This is a genomic window from Thermostichus sp. MS-CIW-37 (genome assembly GCF_054060065.1).
This window is the reverse complement of record NZ_JBSSCV010000019.1, coordinates 23,527-46,892: the sequence shown is the minus strand read 5'-3', so window position 1 is coordinate 46,892 and position 23,366 is coordinate 23,527. Positions and strand designations below refer to the sequence as shown.

General features: G+C 57.3%; 21 protein-coding genes and 1 pseudogene. 15 read left to right on the top strand and 7 right to left on the bottom strand.

Annotated elements, in window-relative coordinates; genetic code table 11:
• Nucleotides 1-13 precede the first annotated feature (13 nt).
• From ACVWYZ_RS09725 to ACVWYZ_RS09715, 3 genes are all read left to right on the top strand, one after another.
• Nucleotides 14-382 carry a Uma2 family endonuclease gene (locus ACVWYZ_RS09725; protein ID WP_414418422.1) on the top strand — a complete coding sequence of 123 codons (369 nt, stop codon included), beginning with the start codon at nucleotides 14-16 and terminating at the stop codon, nucleotides 380-382.
• Nucleotides 330-941, top strand: a complete 612-nt coding sequence (locus ACVWYZ_RS09720) for an ATP-dependent Clp protease proteolytic subunit (protein ID WP_011432257.1) — start codon at nucleotides 330-332, stop codon at nucleotides 939-941. Before ACVWYZ_RS09725 ends, ACVWYZ_RS09720 begins: the two co-directional genes overlap by 53 nt.
• A 107-nt stretch (nucleotides 942-1,048) precedes the next feature.
• A complete protein-coding gene (locus tag ACVWYZ_RS09715; protein ID WP_457466922.1) occupies nucleotides 1,049-1,354 on the top strand; it encodes a hypothetical protein in 306 nt (101 codons plus the stop codon).
• 14 nt (nucleotides 1,355-1,368) lie between these two features.
• Here ACVWYZ_RS09715 and ACVWYZ_RS09710 read toward each other — a convergent pair whose 3' ends face one another.
• Complete coding sequence (locus ACVWYZ_RS09710; protein ID WP_414400142.1) at nucleotides 1,369-1,980, bottom strand: chromophore lyase CpcT/CpeT; 612 nt, start codon at nucleotides 1,978-1,980, stop codon at nucleotides 1,369-1,371.
• An 8-nt stretch (nucleotides 1,981-1,988) separates the two neighbouring features.
• On the opposite strand from ACVWYZ_RS09710, the gene ACVWYZ_RS09705 reads away from it, so the two are divergent.
• Nucleotides 1,989-3,383, top strand: coding sequence for a malic enzyme-like NAD(P)-binding protein (locus tag ACVWYZ_RS09705; RefSeq protein ID WP_457466921.1), 1,395 nt, complete (start codon nucleotides 1,989-1,991; stop codon nucleotides 3,381-3,383).
• 7 nt (nucleotides 3,384-3,390) lie between these two features.
• Here the strand turns inward: ACVWYZ_RS09705 and ACVWYZ_RS09700 are convergent, their stop codons facing one another.
• Both ACVWYZ_RS09700 and ACVWYZ_RS09695 read right to left on the bottom strand, forming a co-directional pair.
• Entirely contained in the window at nucleotides 3,391-4,431 is a 1,041-nt protein-coding gene (locus tag ACVWYZ_RS09700) for an ABC transporter ATP-binding protein (protein ID WP_457466920.1), read from the bottom strand.
• Entirely contained in the window at nucleotides 4,424-5,467 is a 1,044-nt protein-coding gene (locus ACVWYZ_RS09695) for an ABC transporter ATP-binding protein (RefSeq protein ID WP_457466919.1), read from the bottom strand. Before ACVWYZ_RS09695 ends, ACVWYZ_RS09700 begins: the two co-directional genes overlap by 8 nt.
• Before the next feature lie 527 nt (nucleotides 5,468-5,994).
• On the opposite strand from ACVWYZ_RS09695, the gene ACVWYZ_RS09690 reads away from it, so the two are divergent.
• The 5 genes from ACVWYZ_RS09690 (at nucleotide 5,995) to ACVWYZ_RS09670 (ending at nucleotide 12,216) form a co-directional block, all read left to right on the top strand.
• Nucleotides 5,995-7,734, top strand: a complete 1,740-nt coding sequence (locus ACVWYZ_RS09690) for a peptide ABC transporter substrate-binding protein (protein ID WP_457466918.1) — start codon at nucleotides 5,995-5,997, stop codon at nucleotides 7,732-7,734.
• A gap of 146 nt (nucleotides 7,735-7,880) precedes the next feature.
• Entirely contained in the window at nucleotides 7,881-8,843 is a 963-nt protein-coding gene (locus ACVWYZ_RS09685; protein ID WP_414358333.1) for an ABC transporter permease, read from the top strand.
• A 50-nt stretch (nucleotides 8,844-8,893) separates the two neighbouring features.
• A complete protein-coding gene (locus tag ACVWYZ_RS09680; protein ID WP_414358445.1) occupies nucleotides 8,894-9,823 on the top strand; it encodes an ABC transporter permease in 930 nt (309 codons plus the stop codon).
• Nucleotides 9,824-9,985: 162 nt separating this feature from the next.
• The gene (locus tag ACVWYZ_RS09675; protein WP_457466917.1) at nucleotides 9,986-11,410 is read left to right on the top strand and encodes a hypothetical protein; all 1,425 of its coding nucleotides are present in this window, start codon (nucleotides 9,986-9,988) and stop codon (nucleotides 11,408-11,410) included.
• Between the two features lie 134 nt (nucleotides 11,411-11,544).
• The gene (locus tag ACVWYZ_RS09670; protein ID WP_414417603.1) at nucleotides 11,545-12,216 is read left to right on the top strand and encodes a DUF1614 domain-containing protein; all 672 of its coding nucleotides are present in this window, start codon (nucleotides 11,545-11,547) and stop codon (nucleotides 12,214-12,216) included.
• Here ACVWYZ_RS09670 and ACVWYZ_RS09665 read toward each other — a convergent pair.
• Together ACVWYZ_RS09665 and ACVWYZ_RS09660 are read right to left on the bottom strand one after the other, a co-directional pair.
• Nucleotides 12,213-14,363, bottom strand: a complete 2,151-nt coding sequence (locus ACVWYZ_RS09665) for a caspase family protein (RefSeq protein ID WP_457466916.1) — start codon at nucleotides 14,361-14,363, stop codon at nucleotides 12,213-12,215. The two genes, ACVWYZ_RS09670 and ACVWYZ_RS09665, sit on opposite strands and share 4 nt — an antisense overlap.
• A 262-nt stretch (nucleotides 14,364-14,625) precedes the next feature.
• Complete coding sequence (locus ACVWYZ_RS09660) at nucleotides 14,626-15,504, bottom strand: CPBP family intramembrane glutamic endopeptidase (RefSeq protein WP_457466915.1); 879 nt, start codon at nucleotides 15,502-15,504, stop codon at nucleotides 14,626-14,628.
• Between the two features lie 294 nt (nucleotides 15,505-15,798).
• Between ACVWYZ_RS09660 and ACVWYZ_RS09655 the strand changes: the two genes are divergently transcribed.
• Nucleotides 15,799-17,658: an ABC1 kinase family protein gene (locus tag ACVWYZ_RS09655; RefSeq protein WP_457466914.1), complete on the top strand. Its 1,860-nt coding sequence runs from the start codon at nucleotides 15,799-15,801 to the stop codon at nucleotides 17,656-17,658.
• Here ACVWYZ_RS09655 and ACVWYZ_RS09650 read toward each other — a convergent pair.
• Nucleotides 17,655-18,053: a hypothetical protein gene (locus tag ACVWYZ_RS09650; protein ID WP_414357461.1), complete on the bottom strand. Its 399-nt coding sequence runs from the start codon at nucleotides 18,051-18,053 to the stop codon at nucleotides 17,655-17,657. The two genes, ACVWYZ_RS09655 and ACVWYZ_RS09650, sit on opposite strands and share 4 nt — an antisense overlap.
• A 510-nt stretch (nucleotides 18,054-18,563) precedes the next feature.
• On the opposite strand from ACVWYZ_RS09650, the gene ACVWYZ_RS09645 reads away from it, so the two are divergent.
• The 5 genes and pseudogenes from ACVWYZ_RS09645 to ACVWYZ_RS09625 all read left to right on the top strand — a co-directional run bounded on the left by ACVWYZ_RS09645 (nucleotide 18,564) and on the right by ACVWYZ_RS09625 (nucleotide 22,656).
• Nucleotides 18,564-19,454, top strand: coding sequence for a prephenate/arogenate dehydrogenase (locus tag ACVWYZ_RS09645; RefSeq protein ID WP_457466913.1), 891 nt, complete (start codon nucleotides 18,564-18,566; stop codon nucleotides 19,452-19,454).
• 83 nt (nucleotides 19,455-19,537) lie between these two features.
• The gene (locus ACVWYZ_RS09640; protein WP_457466912.1) at nucleotides 19,538-20,287 is read left to right on the top strand and encodes a cytochrome c biogenesis protein CcdA; all 750 of its coding nucleotides are present in this window, start codon (nucleotides 19,538-19,540) and stop codon (nucleotides 20,285-20,287) included.
• Nucleotides 20,288-20,398: 111 nt separating this feature from the next.
• The gene (locus ACVWYZ_RS09635; RefSeq protein WP_457466911.1) at nucleotides 20,399-21,769 is read left to right on the top strand and encodes a cytochrome c biogenesis protein; all 1,371 of its coding nucleotides are present in this window, start codon (nucleotides 20,399-20,401) and stop codon (nucleotides 21,767-21,769) included.
• 41 nt (nucleotides 21,770-21,810) lie between these two features.
• A pseudogene (locus ACVWYZ_RS09630) lies at nucleotides 21,811-21,994 on the top strand (hypothetical protein); the annotation flags it as partial.
• A gap of 401 nt (nucleotides 21,995-22,395) precedes the next feature.
• Nucleotides 22,396-22,656 (top strand): ferredoxin-thioredoxin reductase variable chain, encoded by a 261-nt coding sequence (locus ACVWYZ_RS09625; protein WP_414332109.1) that lies wholly within the window; start codon nucleotides 22,396-22,398, stop codon nucleotides 22,654-22,656.
• On the opposite strand, the gene ACVWYZ_RS09620 is transcribed toward ACVWYZ_RS09625, so the two are convergent.
• On the bottom strand, nucleotides 22,653-23,126 hold the full coding sequence (locus ACVWYZ_RS09620) for a phycobilisome protein (RefSeq protein ID WP_457466910.1): 474 nt from the start codon (nucleotides 23,124-23,126) through the stop codon (nucleotides 22,653-22,655). The genes ACVWYZ_RS09625 and ACVWYZ_RS09620 overlap by 4 nt on opposite strands.
• Nucleotides 23,127-23,366: the final 240 nt, after the last annotated feature.

Here is a 23,366-nt window from a genome sequence, read left to right as displayed (position 1 = left end):
TGCTGGGAAACGGTTGCGGAATCCTTGCCTGCACATGCCCCTGCCGCTGTTGGTGGTGGAAGTCGTTTCCCCCGGAGTAGACAATGAAAAACACGATTATCAAGACAAGCGCAAAGATTACGCTGCCCGTGGGATCCCGGAATACTGGATTGTGGATCCAGCCAAGCAGTCCGTTTCCGCGGTGCGCTGGGTTGGCGGAGAATACGAAGGCGAGGTCAAAACTGGATCTGGACGCATTGTTTCCTCGGTTTTGCCCCAGCTGGATTTGAGCGCGGAAGATATCTTACAAGCGCGTCGTTCTGTGTTTCATACTCTGCCAGGAGAAACTTATGCCGATTGGAGTGCCTCGGGTTCCCTACCGTTTGCCCGGCGAGCCCTATAGCCAGTGGATTAGCCTTGACGATCGCCTGTACCAAGAGCGGATTTTGTTTATCGGCGAGCCCATTGACGATAGCTTGGCCAATACCATCGTGGGGGTGATGCTCTACCTCAACTCGCAGGATCCGCAAAAGGACATTGTGATGTACATCAATTCTCCCGGTGGCTCTGTGACGGCGGGCATGGCCATCTACGACACCATGAACCACATCAAGCCAGATATCGTTACGGTTTGCGTGGGCCAAGCAGCTTCAATGGGAGCCTTTTTGTTGGCTGCCGGCACTAAGGGAAAACGGTTTGCCCTGCCCCACTCCCGTATCATGCTTCACCAACCTTCCCTGGGCACGATCCAAGGCCAAGCCAGCGACATTGAAATTCGCGCCCGCGAAACGCTGCGGGTCAAACGACGCATGAACGAGATCTTGGCGCAAACCACCGGCCAACCGCTGGAGAAAATCGAGCGGGATGTGGAGCGAGACTTTTACCTCTCGGCCACGGAAGCTCAGGCTTACGGCATCGTGGATCGGGTGATCCAAGAGCGCTCGGAAGCCATGGCCAGCTAAAGGGATCCCCCCCTTTCCCCCAGCAACAGGTCGAGGGGTTGGGAAAGGTTGGGAGGGATCCCTTCAAGGGGTGGAGTTCAGTGGACAACGCTAGGAGAACCGGTCGGATGGGCCAACGGCTCTGGAGTGCAGGACTGGGCTGCTGCGCGGGTCTGCTGCTGCTTTGGCCGGAAGCTTGGGCACTGCCCCCTGCCGATGAGATCCCGGAAGAGGTGCTGCGGGCGCAGCCAGATTTGCGGGCTCGCTCTCCGGTCGATAATCAGCCCCTCACCGCCGACGAAGCTCTAGAACTCCAGGAAGCCTTGGCAGCTCGGCCCAAAACCGGATCCGTCTCCCCCGAGGTGGAACGGCTGATCTTTTTGCTCAGGCTGCGCAAAGGATTTCGAGATCTGTTGCCTTTTTTGTTCCCCTGACTGTTTTCTGGCCCTCACCCCCTGTCCCTCTCTCCCCAAGGGCGAGGGGAAGAGGCCGGTGGGATCCCTTTTTGGTAGCGGTAGGGTCCGGCGCGGGATCCCCAGGTTTGTTGGCCAGTGGCGGCGTCAAAGCCCCGATCCCAGGTGATGAATTCGCTGGGGGTGAGGTCGAACTCGATGTGGATATAGGTGCTATCCCCGGGGTTCAGACGACATTCTCCGCCTGGCAGCATTTCGCCGTGGTAGCAGTCTGGGCGCTTTTCCACCAAAATGCGACAACCGGGCAAATGCTCCAGGTCGGCCAAGGAGAGCTGCGCCAAGCGCTGCGGATCCTGAGAGGCACCTGCCCAAGCTGCTTGATCCCGCAATTTGTAGTTCTCGATCCGCAAGGGATCCCCCAATACCTGGAGCACCCGGCTGCGATAAAACTGGCCCGGCGTGTGCTGGTTAAATTGCTCGGTAAAAAAGCCGATCCCCTCCGAGAACAGGTGGGGAAGGCGCACGTACCAAAGGCTGACCGGCACAAACCACACCGGCTCTGCCATCGCCTGGGTGCGGTTGCTGTAGTAGCCCTCCAGCCAGTTGGCCAGGGTGTGCAAGTCGGAAGCGGATTTTTCGTCTACCATAGGGAGCTATGACAAAACTTACCCCCAGCTCTAGCTATAGCATTGCCCTGCGCATTCGCCTGCTCAACCAGCCGGGAGCCCTAGCCCGCGTCACCCAGGCCATTGCGGAAGTGGGAGGCAGCCTCAGCCAGATCGATCTCATCCACCAATCCCCTGCGGAGACGGTACGGGAGATCGCGGTGGATGCCGTCAGCAGCGAGCATGCTCAGCAAATTTACGCCGCCGTTGCCTCCTTGGCCAATGTGAAGGTGGAGCGGGCGGTGGACCGCACCTTTGAGCTGCACCGCGGGGGAAAGCTGCAGGTGGTGGCCAAAAGCCCCCTGGAGAGCGCCGCCGATCTGGCCATGGCCTACACGCCGGGGGTGGGGCGGGTTTCCCTAGAAATTGCTGCCAACCCCGCCGCGGTCTATGAGTACACCATCAAGGGCAACAGTGTAGGCATTGTAACCGATGGCAGTGCGGTGCTGGGCTTGGGGAATGTCGGCCCGGAGGCAGCTTTGCCGGTGATGGAGGGGAAGGCGGCGCTGTTCAAGCGCTTTGCCGATATCGATGCCTTTCCTCTGTGCCTGGCCACTCAGGAGGTGGGGGAAATTGTAGAGACGGTGGTGCGCCTGGCGCCGGGATTTGGCGGCTTTAACCTGGAAGACATCAGCGCCCCTCGCTGCTTTGCCATCGAATCGCAGCTCAAAGCTCGCCTCAACCTGCCGGTGTTTCACGACGATCAGCACGGCACCGCCATTGTGGTGCTGGCGGCGCTGCTGAATGCCCTGAAAGTGGTGAAAAAGAGCCTAGACGAGGTGCGCATTGTCCTCAACGGGGCCGGGGCAGCCGGCATTGCCGTGACGCAACTGCTGCGGCGGGCCGGGGCAGCCCACATCCTGGTCTGCGACCGCCAAGGGATCCTCAGCCGCTCCCGTTCCGATCTCACCCCCGAGAAGGCGGCCATTGCCGTCGAGGAGAAGGGATCCCTGGCGGAAGCCTTGGTGGGAGCGGATGTGTTTATTGGGGTGAGCGTGGCCAATGCCCTGACAGTGGAGATGGTAGAAAAAATGGCACCGGATCCCATCGTCTTTGCCCTGGCCAACCCGGTGCCCGAGATCCAGCCGGAGCTGGTGGGCAATCGGGTGGCAGTGATGGCCACGGGCCGCAGCGACTACCCCAACCAAATCAACAACGTGCTGGCCTTTCCGGGCGTGTTTCGCGGCGCCCTCGACTGCCGCGCCAAGCAGATCAACACCGAGATGTGTGTGGCTGCCGCTCAAGCCATTGCTGCCTTGATCCCTGCCGAAGAGTTGGATCGCCACTGGATCATCCCCTCGGTCTTCGACGGGCGGGTGGTTCCCCAGGTGGCCGCGGCAGTGATCCAGGCTGCCCGCCAAACCGGCGTGGCCGGGATCCCCTGAGGGCTGCCTACGGCACCCGGTGACAAGCCACAAAATGCCCCGCGCTCACCTCGCGAAAGGCCGGGGGTGGATCTTGACGGCACGCCTCTGTTACCCAAGGGCAGCGGGTGTGGAAGTTGCATCCTTTGGGCGGGTTGACCGGGCTAGGCACATCGCCCTTGAGGATGATCCGCTTGCGCCTGGCTTCCACTTCCGGGTCGGGAATGGGAACTGCCGAGAGCAGTGCCTGGGTATAGGGATGGAGAGGATTTTGGTAAATCTCGTCGCGATCCGCCAGCTCCACCACCTTGCCCAAGTACATCACCGCCACCCGGTCGGAAATGTGGCGCACCACGCTCAGGTCATGGGCGATGAACAGATAGGTGAGGCCGAACTGCTCTTGCAAAGACTGCAGCAAGTTAATCACCTGGGCCTGAATCGACACGTCCAAAGCCGAGATCGGCTCATCACAGACAATAAAATCCGGCTTCAAAGCCAAGGCACGGGCAATGACAATCCGCTGCCGTTGCCCGCCCGAAAACTCGTGGGGATAGCGGTTGACAAAGTTGGCATTGAGGCCGACCACCTCCAGCAGCTCCCTGACCCGCTCCTGCTGCGCTTTGCCCCCGGCCACCCTAAAGACTGTCAGGGGCTCCCCCACAATTGCCCCCACCGTCTGGCGGGGATTCAGAGCGGCATAGGGATCCTGAAACACCATCTGCATGCGTTGCCGCATGCGGCGCAGCTCTTCCGGGCTGAGCTGGGTCAGATCGACACCCCCAAAATACACGTTCCCGGCGGTGGGCCGATATAACTGCAAAATGGCTCGCCCAAGGGTGCTCTTGCCACAGCCCGATTCTCCCACCAGCCCCAGGGTTTCTCCCCGCCGCACCGCAAAACTCACCCCATCCACCGCCTTGACGGATCCCACCTGTCGTTGCAGGATTAGCCCCCGCCGAATGGGAAAATGCACTTTTAGGTTTTCGACGCGCACCAAGGTGGCTTGGCCGGTCTCAGGTGGGCAAGCATCGACAGAGGCGCTGGCCGGGAAAGAAGGGGGGTCAACCATGGGCCGTCCTCTCCAGCGATTCACCGTCCCCGCCGACACCGACCACTGACCGCAGATGGGCTTTTCCTTCCGGCTTTACCCAGCAAGCCACCGCATGCTGGGATCCAACGGACTCCAGCTCTGGATTTTCGCTCCAGCAGCGGTCGATGACGAAGCGACAACGGGCCGCAAACGGACAACCCTTGGGATAGTTGACCAAATCCGGGGGCATGCCCTCAATGGGCTGCAGCTTTTCGCGGCGGCGCTCATCCAGGCGGGGGATGCTCTGCAGCAGGCCGATGGTGTAGGGATGACGGGGATTTTTGTAAAGCTGGTGCAACGGAGCTTCTTCCACAATCTGGCCGGCGTACATAACCAAGATCCGGTCGGCCAGGCCCGCCAAAAAGGCCAAATCATGGGTAATCCAGATAATCGCCATGCCGATCTCCTCGCGCAAGGCTTTGATCAACTCCACAATCTGGGCTTGGATCGTCACATCCAAGGCGGTGGTGGGCTCATCGGCAATCAACAGCTTTGGGCGGCAGGACAGGCCCATGGCAATCATCACCCGCTGCCGCATCCCCCCGGAGAATTGGTGGGGATAGTGATCCACCCGCTCGGCTGCTGCCGGGATCCCAACCATTTGTAACAGTTCAATAGTCCGCTGCCGTGCTTGGGCAGGAGTCATGCCCAGGTGCAACTGCAGAGCCTCGGCAATTTGTTGGCCCACTCGCAAGACAGGGTTCAAGGAGGTCATGGGGTCTTGAAAGATCATGGCGATCTGGTTGCCCCGGATGCGCCGCATTTCCGATTCTTTCAGCTTGAGCAGGTCTTGGCCGGCAAACAGCACCTCGCCCCCCACAATTTTGCCCGGCGGTGTTGGGATCAGCCGCATCACCGAGAGCATGGTGACACTTTTGCCGGATCCCGATTCCCCCACAATGCCCAGAGTTTCCCCCTCGTCCACGTGAAAGCTGGAACCGTTGACGGCCTTCACCACTCCATCCTGGGTATAGAACCGCGTTTCCAGCCGCCATACTTCTAACAATCGCGCCATGCTCCTGGGATCCTTGTCACCGCTACAGCAAAGGAAAAGGATTTCCCCTTATATGGCGAATTTTTCCAGAAAAATCCAGCATCCCTTAGAACCATTTAGACACAAACCAATTCAAGCTCAATCCCGACCGAGTTCAAGTCCAACCCTAAAGAGGAGCAGCACCTAAGGGTTGACGAAACCCTGCCACCATTCTTGCTCATCTCTACAGACATTTGCGTATCCATTTGCACCAAACGGGGGAACCCCATTCCCAGCAATCCAACCCTCTAGGGCTCTGCAAGCGGGATCTGGCAATACTGTGTAACGAATTACAGAAAAATCCCGTCCATCTGCTACCTTGCTGAAACCTAAACCTAAAAGAGGTCTTGATTGAGGCAAACCCTCATCCAACAAAGTTGACCTCAATCGGACCGCCGGGGGGGAACCTTACCCGGTTCTTGCCAGTCAAAGGCTGAAAATCTCTGGGATGACTTGGAGGCCATAGCGCCAGTCCCCTAGCTGAGTCTGTTTACAAGAGGTAAGTGTAAATGTCTTTTCATCCTTTCCAACGTCTGAGACTGCGGTTGGTCAAGCTGCGGCTGTGGTTGATTCCCCTGTTTGTGGTGGGAGGGTTGCTGGTTCACCAGCATTGGATACCCGTCCAGGCCCAAGCCGACGACACCCTGCGGTTGCTGTACTGGCAAGCGCCAACTCTGCTTAACCCTCACCTCTCCACAGGAACCAAAGACTTTGAAGCCAGCCGCTTGGTCTATGAGCCTCTGGCCAGCTTTGATGCCCGTGGTGAAATGGTGCCTTTTTTGGCAGCAGAAATCCCCAGCATTGAAAACGGCGGCGTTGCCAAAGATCTGACCTCTGTCACCTGGAAGTTGAAGAGCGGGGTCACTTGGGCGGATGGAGAACCCTTCACCGCTGAAGATGTGGTCTTCACCTACGAGTACGTTTCCAACCCAGAAGTGGGGGCGATTACCTCCGAATACTATGCCGATGTTGCCTCGGTGGAAGCTGTGGATCCGACCACGGTGAAAATCACCTTCAAAAAGCCGACGGTGGCTTGGTTTGTGCCCTTTGTCGGCAGCAACGGCATGATCATTCCCAAACATATCTTCAAAGACTACAACGGCCCTAACTCCCGCGAGGCCCCTGCCAACCTGGCCCCCATTGGCACTGGCCCCTACATTACCGAAGAGGTGAGGCCAGGGGATGTGATCGTCTATGTGGCCAACAAGAACTTTCGGGAAGAGGGCAAGCCCTTCTTCAAGCGCGTGGAATTGAAGGGAGGTGGAGATGCCACCTCTGCGGCACGGGCGGTGCTGCAAACCGGCGATGCCGACTATGCCTGGAACACCCAGGTAGAAGCTGCAGTGCTCGCTCAGCTAGAGGCTACAGGCATTGGTCGGGTCATTCCCAAGCCTGGCCCGAGCATGGAGCGGATCGTTATCAATTTCTCCGACCCCAACGTAGAGAAAGACGGGCAACGCTCCCACAAGGATGTGCCCCATCCGTTCCTGACGGACTTGAACGTGCGCAAAGCCCTGAGCCTGGCTGTGGATCGGCAAACCATCGCCGATCAGATCTACGGCGTGGCCGGTACCCCCACCAATGACTACGTGTTATCTCCCGAAAACCTGCGGGCCAACGCTCCCTGGGAATTCAACCTGGAGAAAGCTGCAGCGCTGCTGGATGAAGCCGGTTGGGTAGATAGCAACAACAACGGCATTCGGGACAAAGGTGGTGTAGAGATGCGCATGGTTTTCCAAACCTCTGTTAACCCGGTGCGCCAGAAAACTCAGGAGATCATCAAGCAAGACTTCAGCAAGATCGGCATCGACCTGGAGCTGAAGAGCATCGATGCCAGCATCTTCTTCGACAGCGAACCCAACAACCCCGACAACCTGGGCCACTTCTACGCTGACCTACAGATGTACACCACTGGCAACGATAACCCGGATCCGACGAGTTACCTGCGCCGTTACCTTTGCGAGGAGATTGCCCAGAAAGAAAACAACTGGGCCAAGTCCAACGACTCCCGCTATTGCAACCCCACCTACGACGCCATGTTTGCCGAGCTGGTGGCGATGACCGATGCCAAAGAACGGGAGGAGCAGATCAAGAAAATGAACAACTTCCTGACAGTAGAAGATGTGGCGGTGATTCCTTTGATCGACCGCTCCAGCCCGGCGGCAGCGGCCAACAGCCTGGAAGGGATCGATCTCACCCCCTGGGATCTGGAACCTTGGAACATCAAAGATTGGACTCGCAAGTCCTAGGGGATCCTGTCGGGGAGGGGCGGGGGTGAGGGAGGGATCCCTTGCCTCTTTTTTTCCTCTCTGGGCAAGAAAGGCTTTCCCCTAACATTTTGCTGCCAACATCTCTACCATGATGGCATTGCTTTCATTTTTGTCTCTTTGTTTTTATGACGCGCTACTTGATTAATCGCCTGTTGATCTCCATTCCCACCTTGCTGGCCATCAGCATCGTGGTGTTTGCCATCTTGGCTTTGGCACCTGGGGATCCCATGGCAGAATTTGCCACCAATCCTGCCATCACTGCGGAAGTACGGGAGAACATTCGCCGTTCTTTGGGGCTAGATCAGCCGATTTACATCCGCTATGTGAAGTGGCTGTGGGCTTTTATGCAGGGGGATATGGGCTTTTCTTTTACCAGCCGCAGCCCCGTGTTGAACTTGATTTTGCAACGGTTGCCCACCACTCTTTGGATAGTTGGCACTGCATATATTATTGGCGCATTGCTGGCGGTGCCTTTGGGCGTGATCTCTGCCCTGAAGCGCTACACCCTCTTCGACCAAGTGGTGACGACGCTGGCTTTTGTTGGCTTTTCCTTGCCCACCTTTTTTACGGGTATTTTGTTCATCATCATTTTCAGTGTGCAACTGCGCTGGTTCCCCTTCATCTACAACAGCACGCTGCGGGTAACCGATTGGGCAAGTTTTGTGGCCCAGGTGCGCCAATCGATCATGCCTGTGACAGTCTTGGTGTTGTTCCAGGCAGCGGTGCTGATGCGCTTTGTGCGAGCCTCAATGCTGGAGCAAATGAACCGGGATTACGTGCGGACGGCCAGGGCCAAAGGCTTGCAAGAATGGGTGGTGGTGAATCGGCACATTTTGCGCAATGCCTTGATCCCGGTGGTAACCCTGGTGGCCCTGGATATTCCATCCGTGTTTACCGGAGCGCTGGTTACAGAGCAGATTTTTCGCGTACCTGGGATCGGCGCTTTGTTGGTGGATTCCATCTTCCGGGGCGATACGCCGGTGGTGATGGCCATCACCTTTATCTACGCCATCTTGATCGTGATTTTCAATTTGGTGGCGGATATTCTCTACAGCATTTTGGATCCGCGGGTGCAGTATACCCGCTAGGGATCCGGCTCTTCAACAATCTTTCACCCTCAAACTTCTAGAGGTGTCCGATGTCTGCTTCGATCCCTGCTCCCCCTCAAGCCAACGTTCAGGAACGCCCCCCGCGTACCCTGTGGGGGGATGCCTGGCGGCGCTTTCGTCGGGATAGGCTGGCCCTGTTTGGGACGGCCACCTTGCTGCTCATCATCTTGGGATGTGTGGTGGGCCCGCTGATCTACACAGCTTCCCCCAGCCAGATCGACTTTTCTCGTTCTCAACTGCCCCCCAGTTGGGCCCATCCCTTTGGCACCAACGACCTGGGACAAGATGTCTTGGCGCGGGTGTTGCGCGGCGGGCGAGTATCGCTTTCAGTGGGCATTACCTCAATGCTGGTGGCCATTACGATGGGCACCTTGATCGGGGCGATATCGGGGTTTTATGGGGGTTGGATCGATGTGGCCCTGATGCGGTTTACGGATTTGTTTCTCTCCTTGCCGCAATTGCCGCTGTTGTTGTTGGTGATCTTTCTGTTTCGAGAGAGCTTGCGACGCTTGGCAGGGCCAGAAACGGGGATTTTTATCCTGGTGGTGCTGGTGATCGGCAGCTTGAATTGGATGTCGGTGGCGCGGCTGGTACGGGCCAGCTTCTTGAGCGTGCGGGAAATGGATTTTGTCTTGGCGGCTCGCGCCATTGGGGCTCCGGCCCGTCGGCTGATCTGGGTGCATATTTTCCCCAATGTGCTCAGCCCTGTGATTGTGGCGGCGACGCTATCAGTAGGGACGGCGATCATCACCGAGTCAACGCTGAGCTTCTTGGGGCTGGGGTTCCCGCCGGATGTGCCCACTTGGGGCAGATTGCTCTTCGATGCCCGCAATTACCTGGAGCAAGCGCCCCACATGGCCTTCTTCCCCGGACTGATGATTTTTTTGACCGTGCTGAGCATCAATTTTGTCGGGGATGGATTGCGAGATGCCTTGGATCCGCAAATGCGGCAACGGTGAAGTTCGTTGTTTTTCCTTCTGATTTTTTGAAACTTAACAAAGCTCCAAAGGACTCCTCCTCAAAATATTATACTATATAGAATTTTTGTATTTCTTTCACGGTTCTGGCATCAGCGGTTATCCTTAGTTCCAACTCCTTCTCGCCCAACGCTCTCTGTTGTCATGGCTAAGCCCTTTAACGTCCACATCGTTACTGCTCTCGCGGCTGCCGCCATTGCCTCTCTGCCTCAGCCAGCTTTTAGGAGAGCTCTCACGGTGGCTCTTGTAGCAGGAGCTGGCAGTGTAGCGGCTCAGAAAGTAGAGCGTAACAAATCACTGGCAGGATCCCAGGCTCAAAGAGGTCAGGTTGTCTTAGAGCTGCCTCGTCCTTCCTTTGAGCAATTTCAGGAAACGGAGGATCAGCTTCTACAGAAGGATGAGGAAACCCAGAGACAGGCACCAGAGCAGCTACGAAGCGCTCAGGCAGAGAACCTGGAACCGGGGAATCAAGCTGCACAAAAAGAGGAAGAGATCCAAAGACTGTTAGTGGATCTGCAAAAATGGCGGCAGTCCGCTACAAATTTGTCTCAGCAAGTTCAGGAAAAAGAGCATCTGCTGCGTAGTAAGCAAGACGAACTTGCACAGCTACAAGCTCGGCTTCAGCAGAGCAATGAGCAAATCCAGGCTCTGAAAGCGCAACTGGCTCAGCAGGCTCATTCGATTGAAAAGCTTCAGCTCCAGGAGCAGAGAATCAGGGATCTCTCTCAGCAAATAGAAGAAAGGAAGCAGCAACTACGCAATTACGAAAGCCAGCTCTCTGAACTACAAGCTCAGCTCCAGCGGAAGAACGAGCAAGTCACAAGCCTGGAAGCTCGGGTAGCTGAGCAAAACTGCCTGATTGAGAAGCTCCAACTCCAAGAGCAAAGAGCCAGGGATCTCTTTCAGCAAATTGAGGAGAAAGAACAGTGGCGGCAAAGTTACGAAAGGCAGCTTTCAGATCTGCGACGCCAGCTTCAACAGAAAGATGAAAAACTACAAGAATTAGAGATAGAACTAGAAGACCGGAACCAAAAGATCAAGAGTCTTGAAGAGGAGAGAGATTTTCTTAATTTAAGTGTAGAAGGTTTTCAAAAGACTCTGTCTGTGCAGTACCAATGCAAATGGGATAAACGTTACAGAGAGCAGATCTTATCAGAATGTGATATAGTATTAAGGCTAGAAAATGAGAGAGACTTTTACCCACAAGAGGCTAAGAGCTTTATCCTGGAAATTCTACGCAGGGCAATTAACCAAGTGCACCAAGAAAGTCGAGTTCAGCATATCCTTAAAGACTTAATCCAGAGTAACGATGCATGTGAGGGCGACAGTTGCCGCCAAAGCATTAGAGAATTTGTAGACCACTGGTTTTGTGACTACCGAAAATGGAGTAATCGTGCCGAAAAAGAGCTTCAGAATTTTGGTTTTGAGCTTGTTTCAGAATCCCCTCACATCAAGATTTGCTTTTATGGGGATCGACGTTATTTGATTACCCTGTCTAAGACTGCTGGAGATTGGCGTGCCGGTCTTGAAATCGCTCATGATATTCGCAACAAAATCTTCGGCCTATAGACTGAGTAAAGCCGATTGCAGACTTATTTCTCATTCAAAGGATAGAGATCCCACTGATTACAGACCTTGCCCGAAAAAATCACACTCAGTCTTGATAGGCTGGAGCTGACACCCGAGCGCCAGGGATCCCTGCCATGTTCTACCTGCCGGTCTCGCTGCTGTTGTTTTTCATGCTGGTGTTGCTGCTGCCTTTCCTCTGGCTGGGGCTGGCAGTAGATGTGGTGGCGCTGGCGGTGGGAAAGCTGGGGTTCTCGCGGGAGGGAGCGCTGTTACTGCTGCTGGCCATCCTGGTGGGCAGCTCGGTCAATATTCCCCTCTATCGGGTGAAATGCGAGGTGACGCTGGTGGAGGACTTAGCCAGCCTGTGGATGCGGCAATTCTGGGGGATCCCTTTGGCGAAAATCCCTCAGGAGACGGTAATTGCCTTGAACGTGGGCGGGGGGTTGATCCCGGTGCTCTTGGCCCTATATCAATTTGGGCGGGCCGACAGCGTGCTGATCCTGGCGGTGACGGCGCTGGTAACCTTGGTCAGCTACTATGCTTCCCACGTGGTGCCGGGGATCGGCATTCAAATGAACCCCTTGATTGCCCCGGCTACGGCAGCCTTAGCCGCTCTGTTTTGGGCAGGGGACCAGGCACCGGCAGTGGCCTTTGCTGGTGGAGTTTTGGGCACGGTGATCGGGGCAGATCTCCTGCATCTGCCAGAAGTCCTGCGGCGCAACTGCTCTGGCATTCTCAGCATTGGTGGGGCCGGGGTTTTTGATGGCATTGCCCTCTGCGGCCTGTTTGCCCTGCTGCTGAGCTAAACCAGCAAATAGGTAAGGGAAAGGGTGATGGATTGGGCGGGATCCAGCCAACGCAAGTCGGGATCCCCTTCGGAGGCACGCTGAGTCAACTCCTCGAGGAGCGTTTGCGTCCATTCCAGCGGCCCATTGAGCAACATCGGCGAACGGGCTACCCCCAGTTTGCGGGCCATAGCCTTGAGGGCTTCCAAGCTGGCGGACAGGGGGCGGGTGCTGGCCACAAACAACAGCTCCGTCAGCCCTTGGTCATGACAGGTGAGCAAGTCAGAGCTCACAGCAGAGCGCAGCTCGCCATCGACCTCCGGCAAGGGTGGCAAAGTTAAACTGCTCTTGGCTTCCAAGCGAAGAGGTGTGGTGAAGTTGTCCTGAGGCAGGGGGGCCAGCAGGTGCAGTTGTCCGGTCGGGTCAATCAGCAACAGGTAGCCGAACAGATGCTGATCGCTGTTGTTGCAAAGGGTGAGATGCAAGGGATCCCCCCGCATAAACCGTTGCATACCCACCTCAGCAGGAGCGGAAGTTGCGGACTGGACAAGGCGTGCTGCCAACGGGGGAGCTAAGGACTCCGTCCCGCTGGCGCGATTGGCAGCTTTACCTTTGACGGCCAACTCCGCCACCACTGCCAAGGAAGAGGAAACAGCATTGAGAGTGGTGCGCAAACGTTTGGCAGCCAGCAGATGGGCAAGACGGGGAGCTAACCGCTGGACGGCCATTGCTGCAGCCTCTCCTGCTGGGCCACAGGAATTCAGGAGCAATTCTCGCCCCGGCCAGAACAGGCTGTAGCTGTTCACTTCCAGGGGTTTGAGCAGGGTATCCGACCGTTCGCGCCAGCGGGACGGAGTCCTAAAAGCAGCGGCCATTTCCGGGGTGATGCGGCCCAACAAACAGTCCACCTGTCGCTCGCGGGGGTTGGCCGTTTCCATCCAGCTATAGCCGGCAATGGCATTGGTCAGATCCACCTTTTCGATGCGGCCCAGGTTCTCTTCTAGGCCAACCAAAAGCTTGAGCGTGCTGGAGAGGCCGCGCAGCTGCTCCCGCAAAGGTGTGCCCACAGGGGGAAGCTGCCCTTCCGGGCTGGCCACCTGAACCTGAGCCAACAGCCCACTGCGAGAACGCATGAGCAGCGGCGTCGGCGAAGAGGCGGAAGGATCGGCGGGAATGGGAGCCAAGAGAGTACCTGGCTGCAAACCACACAGGGCCGCCGACGGGATCCCGCCTAACCACACCTGAGCCCGATTTCCCTTCACTTCTTGAACTACCCCGCTGACCCCTGCCGGTGTGGGCATGAGAAAATAGGGGTGGATGTGTCGAGCAGTGTCTTTGCCTTCCAAGGTGGGGCGTTGGCAGGCGAATAGGCCCAGCTCTCGCCGGCTGACCACCTGGTTAAAGGCCACCAGTAGACGGGTGGCAGGCGTGGTTTCCCACAGGTACTGCGTCAGCAGATAGGTGAGTACCCCGGCATAGAATCCCGGCCAAGCAGCTTCTGCTGCCAAGTCCTGGGGAGTGGTGGCCGAAATCAGCAAGCCCTTGGGCGGAGACGGCCAAACCCGCTGGGGTTCCGAGGAGTCTGGGATGGCGGCTGGGGGACGGGAACGCAGTTGCAAGTTGCCTCGCACCGACGGCGAGACATAGGTAAAGCCACAGTCCAGAAGGGTGGTGATCTGGGCAGTGCCCAAGCCTTCCAAAAGCCGGAAAAAGCTGTCTAGCTCCATTGCTGCCACTCCCTCAGAGCCAGACAACAGCAGCACCGGCTGCCAACAGTTGGGCGCGGATCCCAGCCGCCACTGGCCATAGCCGCTAAACTGCACCACTACCGTTTCAGCCGTGTGACCTTGACCCCCCAAGTGCTCTGCAAAGGCCGATTGGATCCCAGCCGGCGTGGCTGCCCCATCGGTAAGGGTGAGAATGTCTGCCGGGTCAAAACCAAAGCGATAGAGGAGTAGCTCCCGCTGCAACTCCACATCTGTCAAACACCCTTGTAGCGCGGATCCCTCGCCAAGGTAGCGGTTAATACCGATGAGAACAGCCAGCTTGCGGGAGCCAGCCGCCAAAGCTTGCCCATATCGCTCAGCCCGGCCCCTCAACCAGCCAGGGGATAGGCCAAGACCGGCAGCAACCAGGAGGAGTTTTTGCAGAAAAGACCGCCTTTCCATGTTGACCCTCTGGGCTGACCCCCGGCCCAACGACTACCCCATCGGCCAGCGAGCCACAGCTAAACTTTGCACTGGAATCTGTTGCTGCCTATTTCAGGATATCCCCATCCACACAGCTTTTTCGCGAGATCGGGTGACAGTTTTTGGCGTTTTCTTTGCATTCCTTAGCAAACCCCCGCTACTTCCCAGGGGGGATCCCACGGCAGCGCTCTTCTATCAGACAACGGGGAAAGTGGGAGCAGAAGCCCGGTGAAGTCAGTACTCAGCGGTTTAGAAAATAGGGCAAGTGAGCCCCACGCTCCGGCCAATGGAAGCGGACGAAGGGAACCAAAATGAGCCCAGCCATCGCCAGACAGCACAGGCCAAAGTAGAGGTGAAAGACCCCAATCGGAGCGGCTGGTTCTGGGCTTCCTCCTGCCAGGGATCCCAGCGCTAAGGCCAAGAGATTGTTCAAGGCATGAGCCAAGACAGGCAAGGTCAGGGAGCGAGTCTGCAAGTAGAACAGGCCCATCACCAAGCCGAACACCGTCAACCCGACTGGGTTGGGGTGCAGCAGGCCGAACACCACAGAAGAAGCCAGTAGCCCTCTGGAGAGGCCCCACTTGAGGCCCCAGCGGTGTAGCAAGATGCCGCGAAACAGCCACTCCTCCGTTATGGGGGCCACCACCCCAATCGAGAGCCAGCGCAACCCCTGATACACCTGCGGCCAGGCCATTTCTCCATCCTCTTCCCCCAGTGAGTGCAGCATCGACTCCGCCAGCTCCGGCGCAGGCAGGGATACCAGGTAGAGCATCAACAAAGTTGTGCCCAGGGAGAGCACCAGCAAAGCCGGCACCACCCGCAGCAGGGATCCCCAGGGAATAGCAGCCCGCCAGTTGCCCCACAGCCGCCTCATCTGCAGATGGGCTTGCTGCCCCCGCCGCCAGCTCCAAATACAGGTGAGGACAAAAGTGGAGCAATAGACCAGGTAGGCCAGCAGTGGATCATCCGGTGGGAGATGCAACATCTGGGCCAAAGCCACGGCTCCCAAACCCACGCCCAGGTTGATCACCAAGAAGGCCAACAGCAGGTGGCGCGCCTTAAGGGCTGCAAATCCGGTCGAACTCGGCTCGGCAGGCGGCAGAGGGGGGGATCTAGACACAAAGGCAGAGATCGCGGTTTTCCCATTTTAGGTTTGGCGGGGATCCCCGTAGGTGGGCTGCTGTCACCTTCTCCGGGAGAGGATGAAGATCCTTTTCTGAAGGTTTGGCCGGCCTTTTCAAGCCCAATCGAGCAGGCCGGTGGCCGCCTCCAAGAGTCGCCAGGCTGAGCCAGCAAGTTAAGATGTGTTACGGAATCCGTTGGGGCATCTATGGGCGCAACACCGTCAACACCGGTAGTGACAACAGCAGCGAGGCAGCATAACTTGGGTTCCGCAGCGGCGGACTCTCCGGTTATGACCATCCCGCCAGCAAATCTGGGAGTGGCACCGGAGTTGAGCCTGCGTTATGACCCAGAACAGTTGGCCAAGCAATATCGAGGGCGCTGGGATCTGGTGGTGCGGCGCCTGTTTCAGTTGATCACCCCTTTTTTGGGCTTGTTGGCCTGGGTGTTTTGGGATCGCTGGCGGGGAGTAGAGCTGAAGAATCGCCCCAAACACGCGGCCCGGCTGCGGGAGATCCTCACGGAATTGGGGCCGACGGCCATCAAAATCGGCCAAGCCCTCTCCACCCGTCCCGATCTGGTTTCGCCCCTGTTTCTGGAGGAACTGGCCAAACTGCAGGATGAGCTGCCCCCCTTTGACAATGCCATCGCTTTTGCCCTCATCGAGTCGGAAATCGGCAAACCCGTAGACAAAATCTTTCGAGAAATCAGCCCCGAGCCGATTGCCGCCGCCAGCTTGGGGCAAGTGTACCAGGCCTACTTGCACAGCGGGGAGAAAGTCGCCGTCAAGGTGCAGCGGCCCGACTTGATTGGGCGCATCTCTCTCGACATGTATATTGTCCGCAGCCTGGCCGCCTGGGCCAAACGCACTTTCCGCCGCATCCGCAGCGACCTGGTGGGCATCGTCGATGAGTTTGCCGGGCGCCTCTACGAAGAAATGGACTACACGCAGGAGGGCCGCAATGCCGAGCGGTTCCTGGCGCTGTACCGTCACCCCTCCATCTATGCCCCCAGAATTTACTGGGAGTACACCCGCACCAAGGTGCTGACGATGGAGTGGATTGATGGCATCAAGCTGACTCAGGTTGACAAAATCGCTGCTGCGGGGCTGGATGGACGGCACTTGATCGAGATCGGTGTCAATTGCTCCCTCAAGCAGCTTTTGGAAAATGGCTTTTTCCACGCCGATCCCCACCCGGGCAACCTCTTGGCCATGTACGACGGGCGGCTGGCCTATATCGATTTCGGCATGATGAGCACCATCGCGCCCCATCAGCGCTACGGCCTGATCAAGGCGATTGTGCATTTGGTAAACCGAGACTTTGCCGGGCTGGCCCAAGACTACGTGGACTTGGAGTTCCTGGATCCAGATACCGACCTGACTCCCATCATCCCTGCTCTGGAAGCTGTCTTCGCCGAAGCGATGGGCAAATCGGTCTCCGAACTGAATTTCAAGAGCATCACCGATCGGCTCTCGGGGGTGATGTACGACTTTCCCTTTCGAGTTCCCGCCTACTACGCCTTGATCATCCGCTCTTTGCTCACCCTGGAAGGGATCGCCATCGGCCTGGATCCCAACTTTAAGGTGTTGAGCGTGGCCTATCCCTACGTGGCTCAGCGCCTGCTCACCGACCCGGCCCCGGAGCTGCGCGTATCTCTGCGGGAGCTGCTGTTTAACCAGGGGCAATTTCGCTGGAACCGCCTGGAGAACCTGCTGCGCAACGCCGTCAACAGCGAGGATTTTGACCTGCAGGGATCCCTGGAAAAGGCCGTTGATTTTATCTTTTCTGAGCGGGGCGCTTTCCTGCGGGAGCGCCTAGTGGATGTGCTCTTTTCCAGCTCGGGATCCCAGGGTGGCTCAGATGGCTTGGCTCATTTGCAGCGTCTGTGGGAACTCCTCAGCAGCAACCCGAGCTTTCAGCCGCTGCAGCTTCTGCCGATTGTTGCCAAGGTGGCTGCCAAACCGGAAGCTCAACAACTGGGCCGTCAATTGGCCTCCCGCTGGTTGCAACGCTCGGCAGCTCGCCTCATCCGCGACCTGCTATTGCCGGATACAGAAAAGCCCAGTTCACCCTCTTCCCTCAACGGGCGTGGCGGGATCCCTGGGCCAGCAACCTCTGCTTCTACCGCTCAACTTCCCCTTCCGGCCTAGCTCAGGTGCTCTTGGGGGGCAGTATCGCTGTTGGGGTTAACAGAGGCCAGAGCCAGCGTAATCCACTCGGAAAATTCATCGCGGCGGAAAACCTGGGGGCGGGAGCGGGGGCCAAAACGCAGCAGGCTGGGCATGCCGTGCTCCTTGAGTCGAGACTGTAGCCAGGTGCCCACACCGGTTTTGCCATCGTTGGGCATTTCGGTTTGGAAGTCACTGTACATCAACAACAACTGGCTGCGAGATTGGAGCACCGCATTCTCTTGAATTAACTTCGGCAAGGAGAGGTTGGTGGCTGGAACTGCCCCTTTGCTCCCTTTGGCCGATTCACGACGACGGTCGCGCGGGCGCGGGTTAGTGCTTTCACGGCTCTTGCGGGTTTTGGGTTCACTAGGCATAGAATCTCCTAAACGACAGAGTGCTCCCCAACGGGGGTTAAAGCGGGAACTCGCAGGCCAAAAGCCGAGCCCGCTGTGAAAGTGGCTCAATGGGTACAGTTCTGGAGCAATCGCTGAGAAGAGTGACACGTGGTCTTGAGTAAGCGAAGAAGAACTGCGCTGAGCCGGCACGAAAGGCTGGGATCCCTTCGGCGCAACAGCAGTCCACAGCGGGCCGAGCTCCTGCCAATACATCCAAGGCCTGCCCTTGTTTTTCCTGTCGGAGGCCAGTTTGGCTACCACGAATCCGCAGGGCAAGCAAGCCCGGATGTTACCCCTATATTGACTTAAAAATGGACAAGTGGACAGTCCCTGGCCGAGAATTTAGCTGCTGCGGCGGGAGCTTCGGAAGGAACTAGGCTTGCCCGCCGGTGGCGAGTATCGCTGAGCTACGGGAGCAGCCTCCTACTACACCTGGAAGCGGTTGTTGGTGGTGTCCAAAAAGGAGTTTCACTGGCTTACTGAGATACTATGCGCATTGCCATTGTCGGGTTGGGGTTGATTGGCGGATCCCTGGCCCTCAAACTGACCGAAAAGGGATATCCCGTCTGGGGGATAAGCCGCAACCCGGCCACCTGCAAACAGGCTCTGGAACGGGGTGCTGTCCAAGGCTGTGGAACCGAGTTGGCCCAGTTGGCTCGCTTTGATCCGCAAATGGTGCTGATCTGTACCCCTCTGGAGCAGGTGTTGGCCACGCTAGCCGCCCTGTTGCCTTATTTGTCGGCAGAAACCGTGGTGAGCGATGTCGGCTCGGTTAAGCAGCCCATCGTTGCTCCGGCAACCGAATTGTGGCCCTGGTTTGTGGGGGGGCACCCCATGGCCGGCAAAAGCCTGCAAGGGATCCAAGCGGCAGAAGCTGACTTGTTTCGGGGGCGGCCCTACGTGCTCACTCCCATCGCCGAGACCCAACCTCAGGCTCTCGATGCGGTGAAAGAACTGATTGCTGCTGTTGGCGCAGAAGCTGTCCTCACGGATCCCGCACGCCATGACCGAGCGGTGGCCTGGATCAGCCATTTGCCAGTTATGGTCAGCGCCAGTTTGATCGCAGCGGTTAGCCAAGAAGGGGATCCCGCGATTCTGGAATTGGCCCGCACTTTGGCCAGCAGCGGATTCCGCGATACCAGCCGTGTTGGCGGAGGGATCCCGCAATTGGGTTTGGAGATGGCCCGCCACAACCGGCAGGCGCTGCTGACTGCCCTGCACAGCTACCAAGCCCAGTTACGACAGATAGAGCGGTTGATCGATGGCGAAAAGTGGGACGAATTGCTCCGGGTGCTGCAACGAACTCAACAAGAATGGCAGCAGTTCCCCGTCAACCATCCTCGCGAAATTCTCCACAACCTGGGCGGTGGGAATGGATAGTAGACGTACTCCCCCAAGACTGGGGATCCCAGGGGGGCGGGGGAGTTCATGCTACCTTGGGCTTATGTTGACAGATTGAGCTTATGTTGAATGCGGCTCAGCTCTGGCTTTACCACCTAGAACAATGGGCAACTGAGCTGGTGCAGTTTCAACTGCAGCACCTTTCTCCCGTTAGTCTGTTGGTGGTGGGTCTGGCGGGCTTGCTCACCAGTCTTTCCCCCTGCACGTTGTCTATGCTGCCGGTGACCATCGGCTACATCGGCGGCTACACCCCCGCTTCTGAGGAAACGGCTGGGGAAGGGCGGCGGCAAGTTTGGGCTCAATCTTTGGGTTTTGCGGCTGGGGTGGCTTTTACCCTGACCCTGCTGGGTTTGTCGGCAGCTTTGCTGGGTCGCGTTTACGGACAAACCGGATCCTTCGGGCCTGTTGTGGTGGGGGGAATTGCTATTTTGATGGGTCTGAACTTGTTAGAGGTGATCCCCCTGCGTTTTCCCGATTGGTTTAACCGCCTCGAGATTCCCGGAGAATGGCCCAGGCTGGGTCGGGCAGTGTTGCTGGGGTTAACTTTTGGCCTGGTGGCCTCTCCCTGCAGTACGCCGGTTTTGGTGGCTTTGCTGGCCTGGGTTTCCACCACAGGGCAACCCTGGGTAGGAGGCGGGCTGCTGCTGGCTTACGGGCTGGGATTGGCCTTTCCTCTGCTCCTGGCGGGGGTGTTTACCGGAGCGGTGAAGCAACTGTTGGCCTTGCGGCGCTGGTCGGGCTGGCTCACCTACGCCAGTGGGGTGATGTTGGTGGGGTTCGGCAGCGTAACGATCCTGTCGGCTTGGGCCTAAGGGATCCCTGCTGCTGCAGGCTAAGATGGGGCTACACCTACAGCACCCTGTTGGGGACTGCACCTTGCCTGGCAAGAGCAGCGGTCTGAATCTTAAGCCGACAAACTTCTCATGGTCATATACTCTCTCCCGCTTGCCCGCTGGGCTTCCTCGCTGCGGCGGTATTTTCGACATGAGCTGCTGCCGCTGCTGGCGGATCTGCGCCTGGCCATCGGCCTTTTGTTGGCGATTGCGGTTTTGAGCGCCACCGGCACGGTAATTGAGCAAGAGGAAACAGCGGCTTTTTATCAAGCCCACTATCCGGAGCATCCGGCCCTGTTTGGCTTTCTCACGTGGCGGGTGATCCTGAACTTGGGATTGGATCACGTCTACCGCACCCCTTGGTTTCTGGCTATTTTAATCCTGTTCGGCAGCAGCCTTGCCGCCTGTTCCCTGACGCGCCAATGGCCGATGTTGAAGGGGGCCCGCCGTTGGAGCTATCTCACCCGTCCGCAGTCTTTTCAGCGCCTGCCCTTTTGGACTTATCTGCCCCAACAATCCTTACAAGGGCTGCCGGAGCGGTTGCGCCGACAGGGCTACCTGGTGTTTCAGGAGGGCCATCACCTCTACGCCCGCAAAGGGTTGATCGGCAGGATCGGCCCCATCTTGGTGCATGTCAGTATGCTGCTGATCTTGCTGGGGGCCATTTGGGGCAGCATTGGCGGCTTCAAGGCCCAAGAACTCATTCCCAGCGGCAGCGTGGCTTCCATTCAACACTTGACCGGAGCGGGAGATCTGGCTCGTGCTCACTTGCCCACCTGGCAAATTCGGGCCAATCGCTTCTGGATTGACTACGCTCCCGATGGCCGTGTCAAGCAGTTTTATTCCGACCTCTCGATCTTGGATCAGGGTCAGGAGGTCAAACGTCAGACCATTTCCGTCAACCATCCTCTCTCCTACCGGGGTGTGACCCTCTACCAAGCCGATTGGAGCATCGACAGCATCCGCATCCGCATCAACAACAGCCCCACTTTTCAAATCCCAGTGGTGCCGGTGCGTACCGAGGCAGGCAACAAACTCTGGGGCGCTTTTGTGCCCACCCAGCCGGACATGAGCCAGGGACTCACGCTGCTGCTGCCGGATTTGCAGGGGACAGCCCTGCTCTACGACACTGAAGGGCAATGGATGGGATCCCTGCGCCAAGGCATGAGCTTGGCCCTCGACGAGGTCGCTCCCCAACGCTTCCCCAACCCCCTCACTCTGTATCTGGATGAGGTGATCGGCGCTACCGGACTGCAAATTAAATCGGATCCGGGGATCCCTGCGGTGTATCTCGGATTTGGGCTGTTGATGGTGGGGGTGGTGATGAGCTACTTCAGCTACAGCCAAGTCTGGGCCTTGCAAACGGAGACGGGGCTCTACTTGGGGGGCAAAACCAACCGGGCCTTGGTCACCTTCGAGCGAGAATTCGACCGCTTGGTGGAGCATGACTCTAGTCAATAATAAGCTCAACTATACTGAAAATAATAATAATGTATAATATGTTCAGTACGGATTACTACCAGTTGATCTTTCTGTTTACTTTCGAGTCTGCCAACATGGTAGCCAAAGCAAAGCAGAAAATTGGTAGTAAGACGACACGGAAACTGCGCTTTGGGTATTCTACTCAAAGCTTTGCGGGATACCGCCATTCTGGTTGGAAACAAACAGAATGCTATCGCTGCATAGTTGAACAGTGATGTTCAGCAGTGTTCAGCGTAAATGTATCAGCAACAAAAGGTCGCCTTCTCTCTTTCCCAGATCCCGGTGGAAGCTGAGATTGGCTAGACGCAGCTTTTTCCGGCGAAACCAGCCTCCTGCCCAATAGGGATCCCATCTATACAACCCAGGGATCCAGTGAGCGGCGCTGTTGGCTCCAGAGGGATCCCATTGGTTGAGACGGGCTTTCTCTGGGTTGACTTTGAGGGGATGTTCTGGGGCTTCCCAACATGAAGATGACCCTGAGGAAAATACAAACTACTGTTTCAGTTTCCACACACTTCTCCACATCCGGAAAGCTTGCTTAGAGATTGAGTTAGAGTGTTTCCAGTCGGTTCCTGCAGTATGCTGCCTTTTCAGGAGGGCAAGACATGAAAGTTGGAGATCGGGTGCGGGTGCGTACCAGCGTGATTGTCTATCACCACCCGGAACATCGCAATCAACCTTTTGACCTCAAAGGTATGGAAGGGGAACTGAAGGCCGTGCTTCGAGATTGGAATGGCCGCCCGATCAGCGCCAACTTTCCCTTTCAGGTGCAGTTTGACAACAAGTTCCGTGCGCATCTCCAAGCTGATGAGCTAGAGGTGGTTGAGCCGGCCAACTCTGAAGAGCCCGCCGGGACGGCGGCCTAGTTAAGGCCCAACAGCGTGCGGTTGGTTTCCAGAGTCGGCCTGATCAACTTGGTTTCTTCGGGGGTGAGGTAATTGGCTATCACCTCTTGTAGAAAGCGATAGGTGGCCTCGCAACTGCGTTGGGTGCGGAAGGCTCGCATCAGTGTTTGGAACCAGTAGAGAAATCGATCTTTGTAGCGCTGCTCATCATCCAAGAGCATGGCTAAGGCCGAAAGGCGCAGAACCCGAACGGTGTCAGCCTTCCACTTGTTGCTGAAGTCTTCCACCCCTCGCATGAGCAAGTAGGGATCCAGCGCGCGCATTTTCATCTCCACATCCCGGATGATCTGGGCTTCCGCCGCCTGGATCTTGCGATAGGCGCTCAGGCGAAGGTCAAAGGAGGCTAGGTAGGTCTCCATGAACTGCAGCTCCTCATCCCTGAGATACCGTCCGTCGGCAGCGATGCTCAGTTCGCGCAGTTGAGTCAGCATAGGGATCCCTGGGCAAGCTGGAATGAGAATGGAAAAAACACCACCTATCCTGGCTGACGGCACAGCCTTGGTCCCTCAATCCTATCCCCAAACTCCCGGCCAGAAGAGGGGAATTGCAGGGATCCCCGGCAACCCTCTCAGTCAGGTTAATATTAATTAACAGTCTGTTGCTGCAAGAACCCACCCGACCCCAGATTGTTACCCATAGGTCACCATCTGCGAGTTCGATTCAAAAACACC

Bases quoted from the DNA above. Each gene is read 5' to 3' on its own strand.
- ACVWYZ_RS09670 (WP_414417603.1), top strand. From the start codon at position 11,545: ATGTTCTACCTGCCGGTCTCGCTGCTGTTGTTTTTCATGCTGGTGTTG.
- ACVWYZ_RS09620 (WP_457466910.1), bottom strand. From the start codon at position 23,126: ATGCTGACTCAACTGCGCGAACTGAGCATCGCTGCCGACGGACGGTAT.
- ACVWYZ_RS09680 (WP_414358445.1), top strand. From the start codon at position 8,894: ATGTCTGCTTCGATCCCTGCTCCCCCTCAAGCCAACGTTCAGGAACGC.
- ACVWYZ_RS09650 (WP_414357461.1), bottom strand. From the start codon at position 18,053: ATGCCTAGTGAACCCAAAACCCGCAAGAGCCGTGAAAGCACTAACCCG.
- ACVWYZ_RS09715 (WP_457466922.1), top strand. From the start codon at position 1,049: ATGGGCCAACGGCTCTGGAGTGCAGGACTGGGCTGCTGCGCGGGTCTG.
- ACVWYZ_RS09640 (WP_457466912.1), top strand. From the start codon at position 19,538: ATGTTGAATGCGGCTCAGCTCTGGCTTTACCACCTAGAACAATGGGCA.
- ACVWYZ_RS09705 (WP_457466921.1), top strand. From the start codon at position 1,989: ATGACAAAACTTACCCCCAGCTCTAGCTATAGCATTGCCCTGCGCATT.
- ACVWYZ_RS09710 (WP_414400142.1), bottom strand. From the start codon at position 1,980: ATGGTAGACGAAAAATCCGCTTCCGACTTGCACACCCTGGCCAACTGG.
- ACVWYZ_RS09690 (WP_457466918.1), top strand. From the start codon at position 5,995: ATGTCTTTTCATCCTTTCCAACGTCTGAGACTGCGGTTGGTCAAGCTG.
- ACVWYZ_RS09665 (WP_457466916.1), bottom strand. From the start codon at position 14,363: ATGGAAAGGCGGTCTTTTCTGCAAAAACTCCTCCTGGTTGCTGCCGGT.
- ACVWYZ_RS09675 (WP_457466917.1), top strand. From the start codon at position 9,986: ATGGCTAAGCCCTTTAACGTCCACATCGTTACTGCTCTCGCGGCTGCC.
- ACVWYZ_RS09635 (WP_457466911.1), top strand. From the start codon at position 20,399: ATGGTCATATACTCTCTCCCGCTTGCCCGCTGGGCTTCCTCGCTGCGG.
- ACVWYZ_RS09720 (WP_011432257.1), top strand. From the start codon at position 330: ATGCCGATTGGAGTGCCTCGGGTTCCCTACCGTTTGCCCGGCGAGCCC.
- ACVWYZ_RS09645 (WP_457466913.1), top strand. From the start codon at position 18,564: ATGCGCATTGCCATTGTCGGGTTGGGGTTGATTGGCGGATCCCTGGCC.
- ACVWYZ_RS09700 (WP_457466920.1), bottom strand. From the start codon at position 4,431: ATGGTTGACCCCCCTTCTTTCCCGGCCAGCGCCTCTGTCGATGCTTGC.
- ACVWYZ_RS09685 (WP_414358333.1), top strand. From the start codon at position 7,881: ATGACGCGCTACTTGATTAATCGCCTGTTGATCTCCATTCCCACCTTG.
- ACVWYZ_RS09625 (WP_414332109.1), top strand. From the start codon at position 22,396: ATGAAAGTTGGAGATCGGGTGCGGGTGCGTACCAGCGTGATTGTCTAT.
- ACVWYZ_RS09655 (WP_457466914.1), top strand. From the start codon at position 15,799: ATGACCATCCCGCCAGCAAATCTGGGAGTGGCACCGGAGTTGAGCCTG.
- ACVWYZ_RS09695 (WP_457466919.1), bottom strand. From the start codon at position 5,467: ATGGCGCGATTGTTAGAAGTATGGCGGCTGGAAACGCGGTTCTATACC.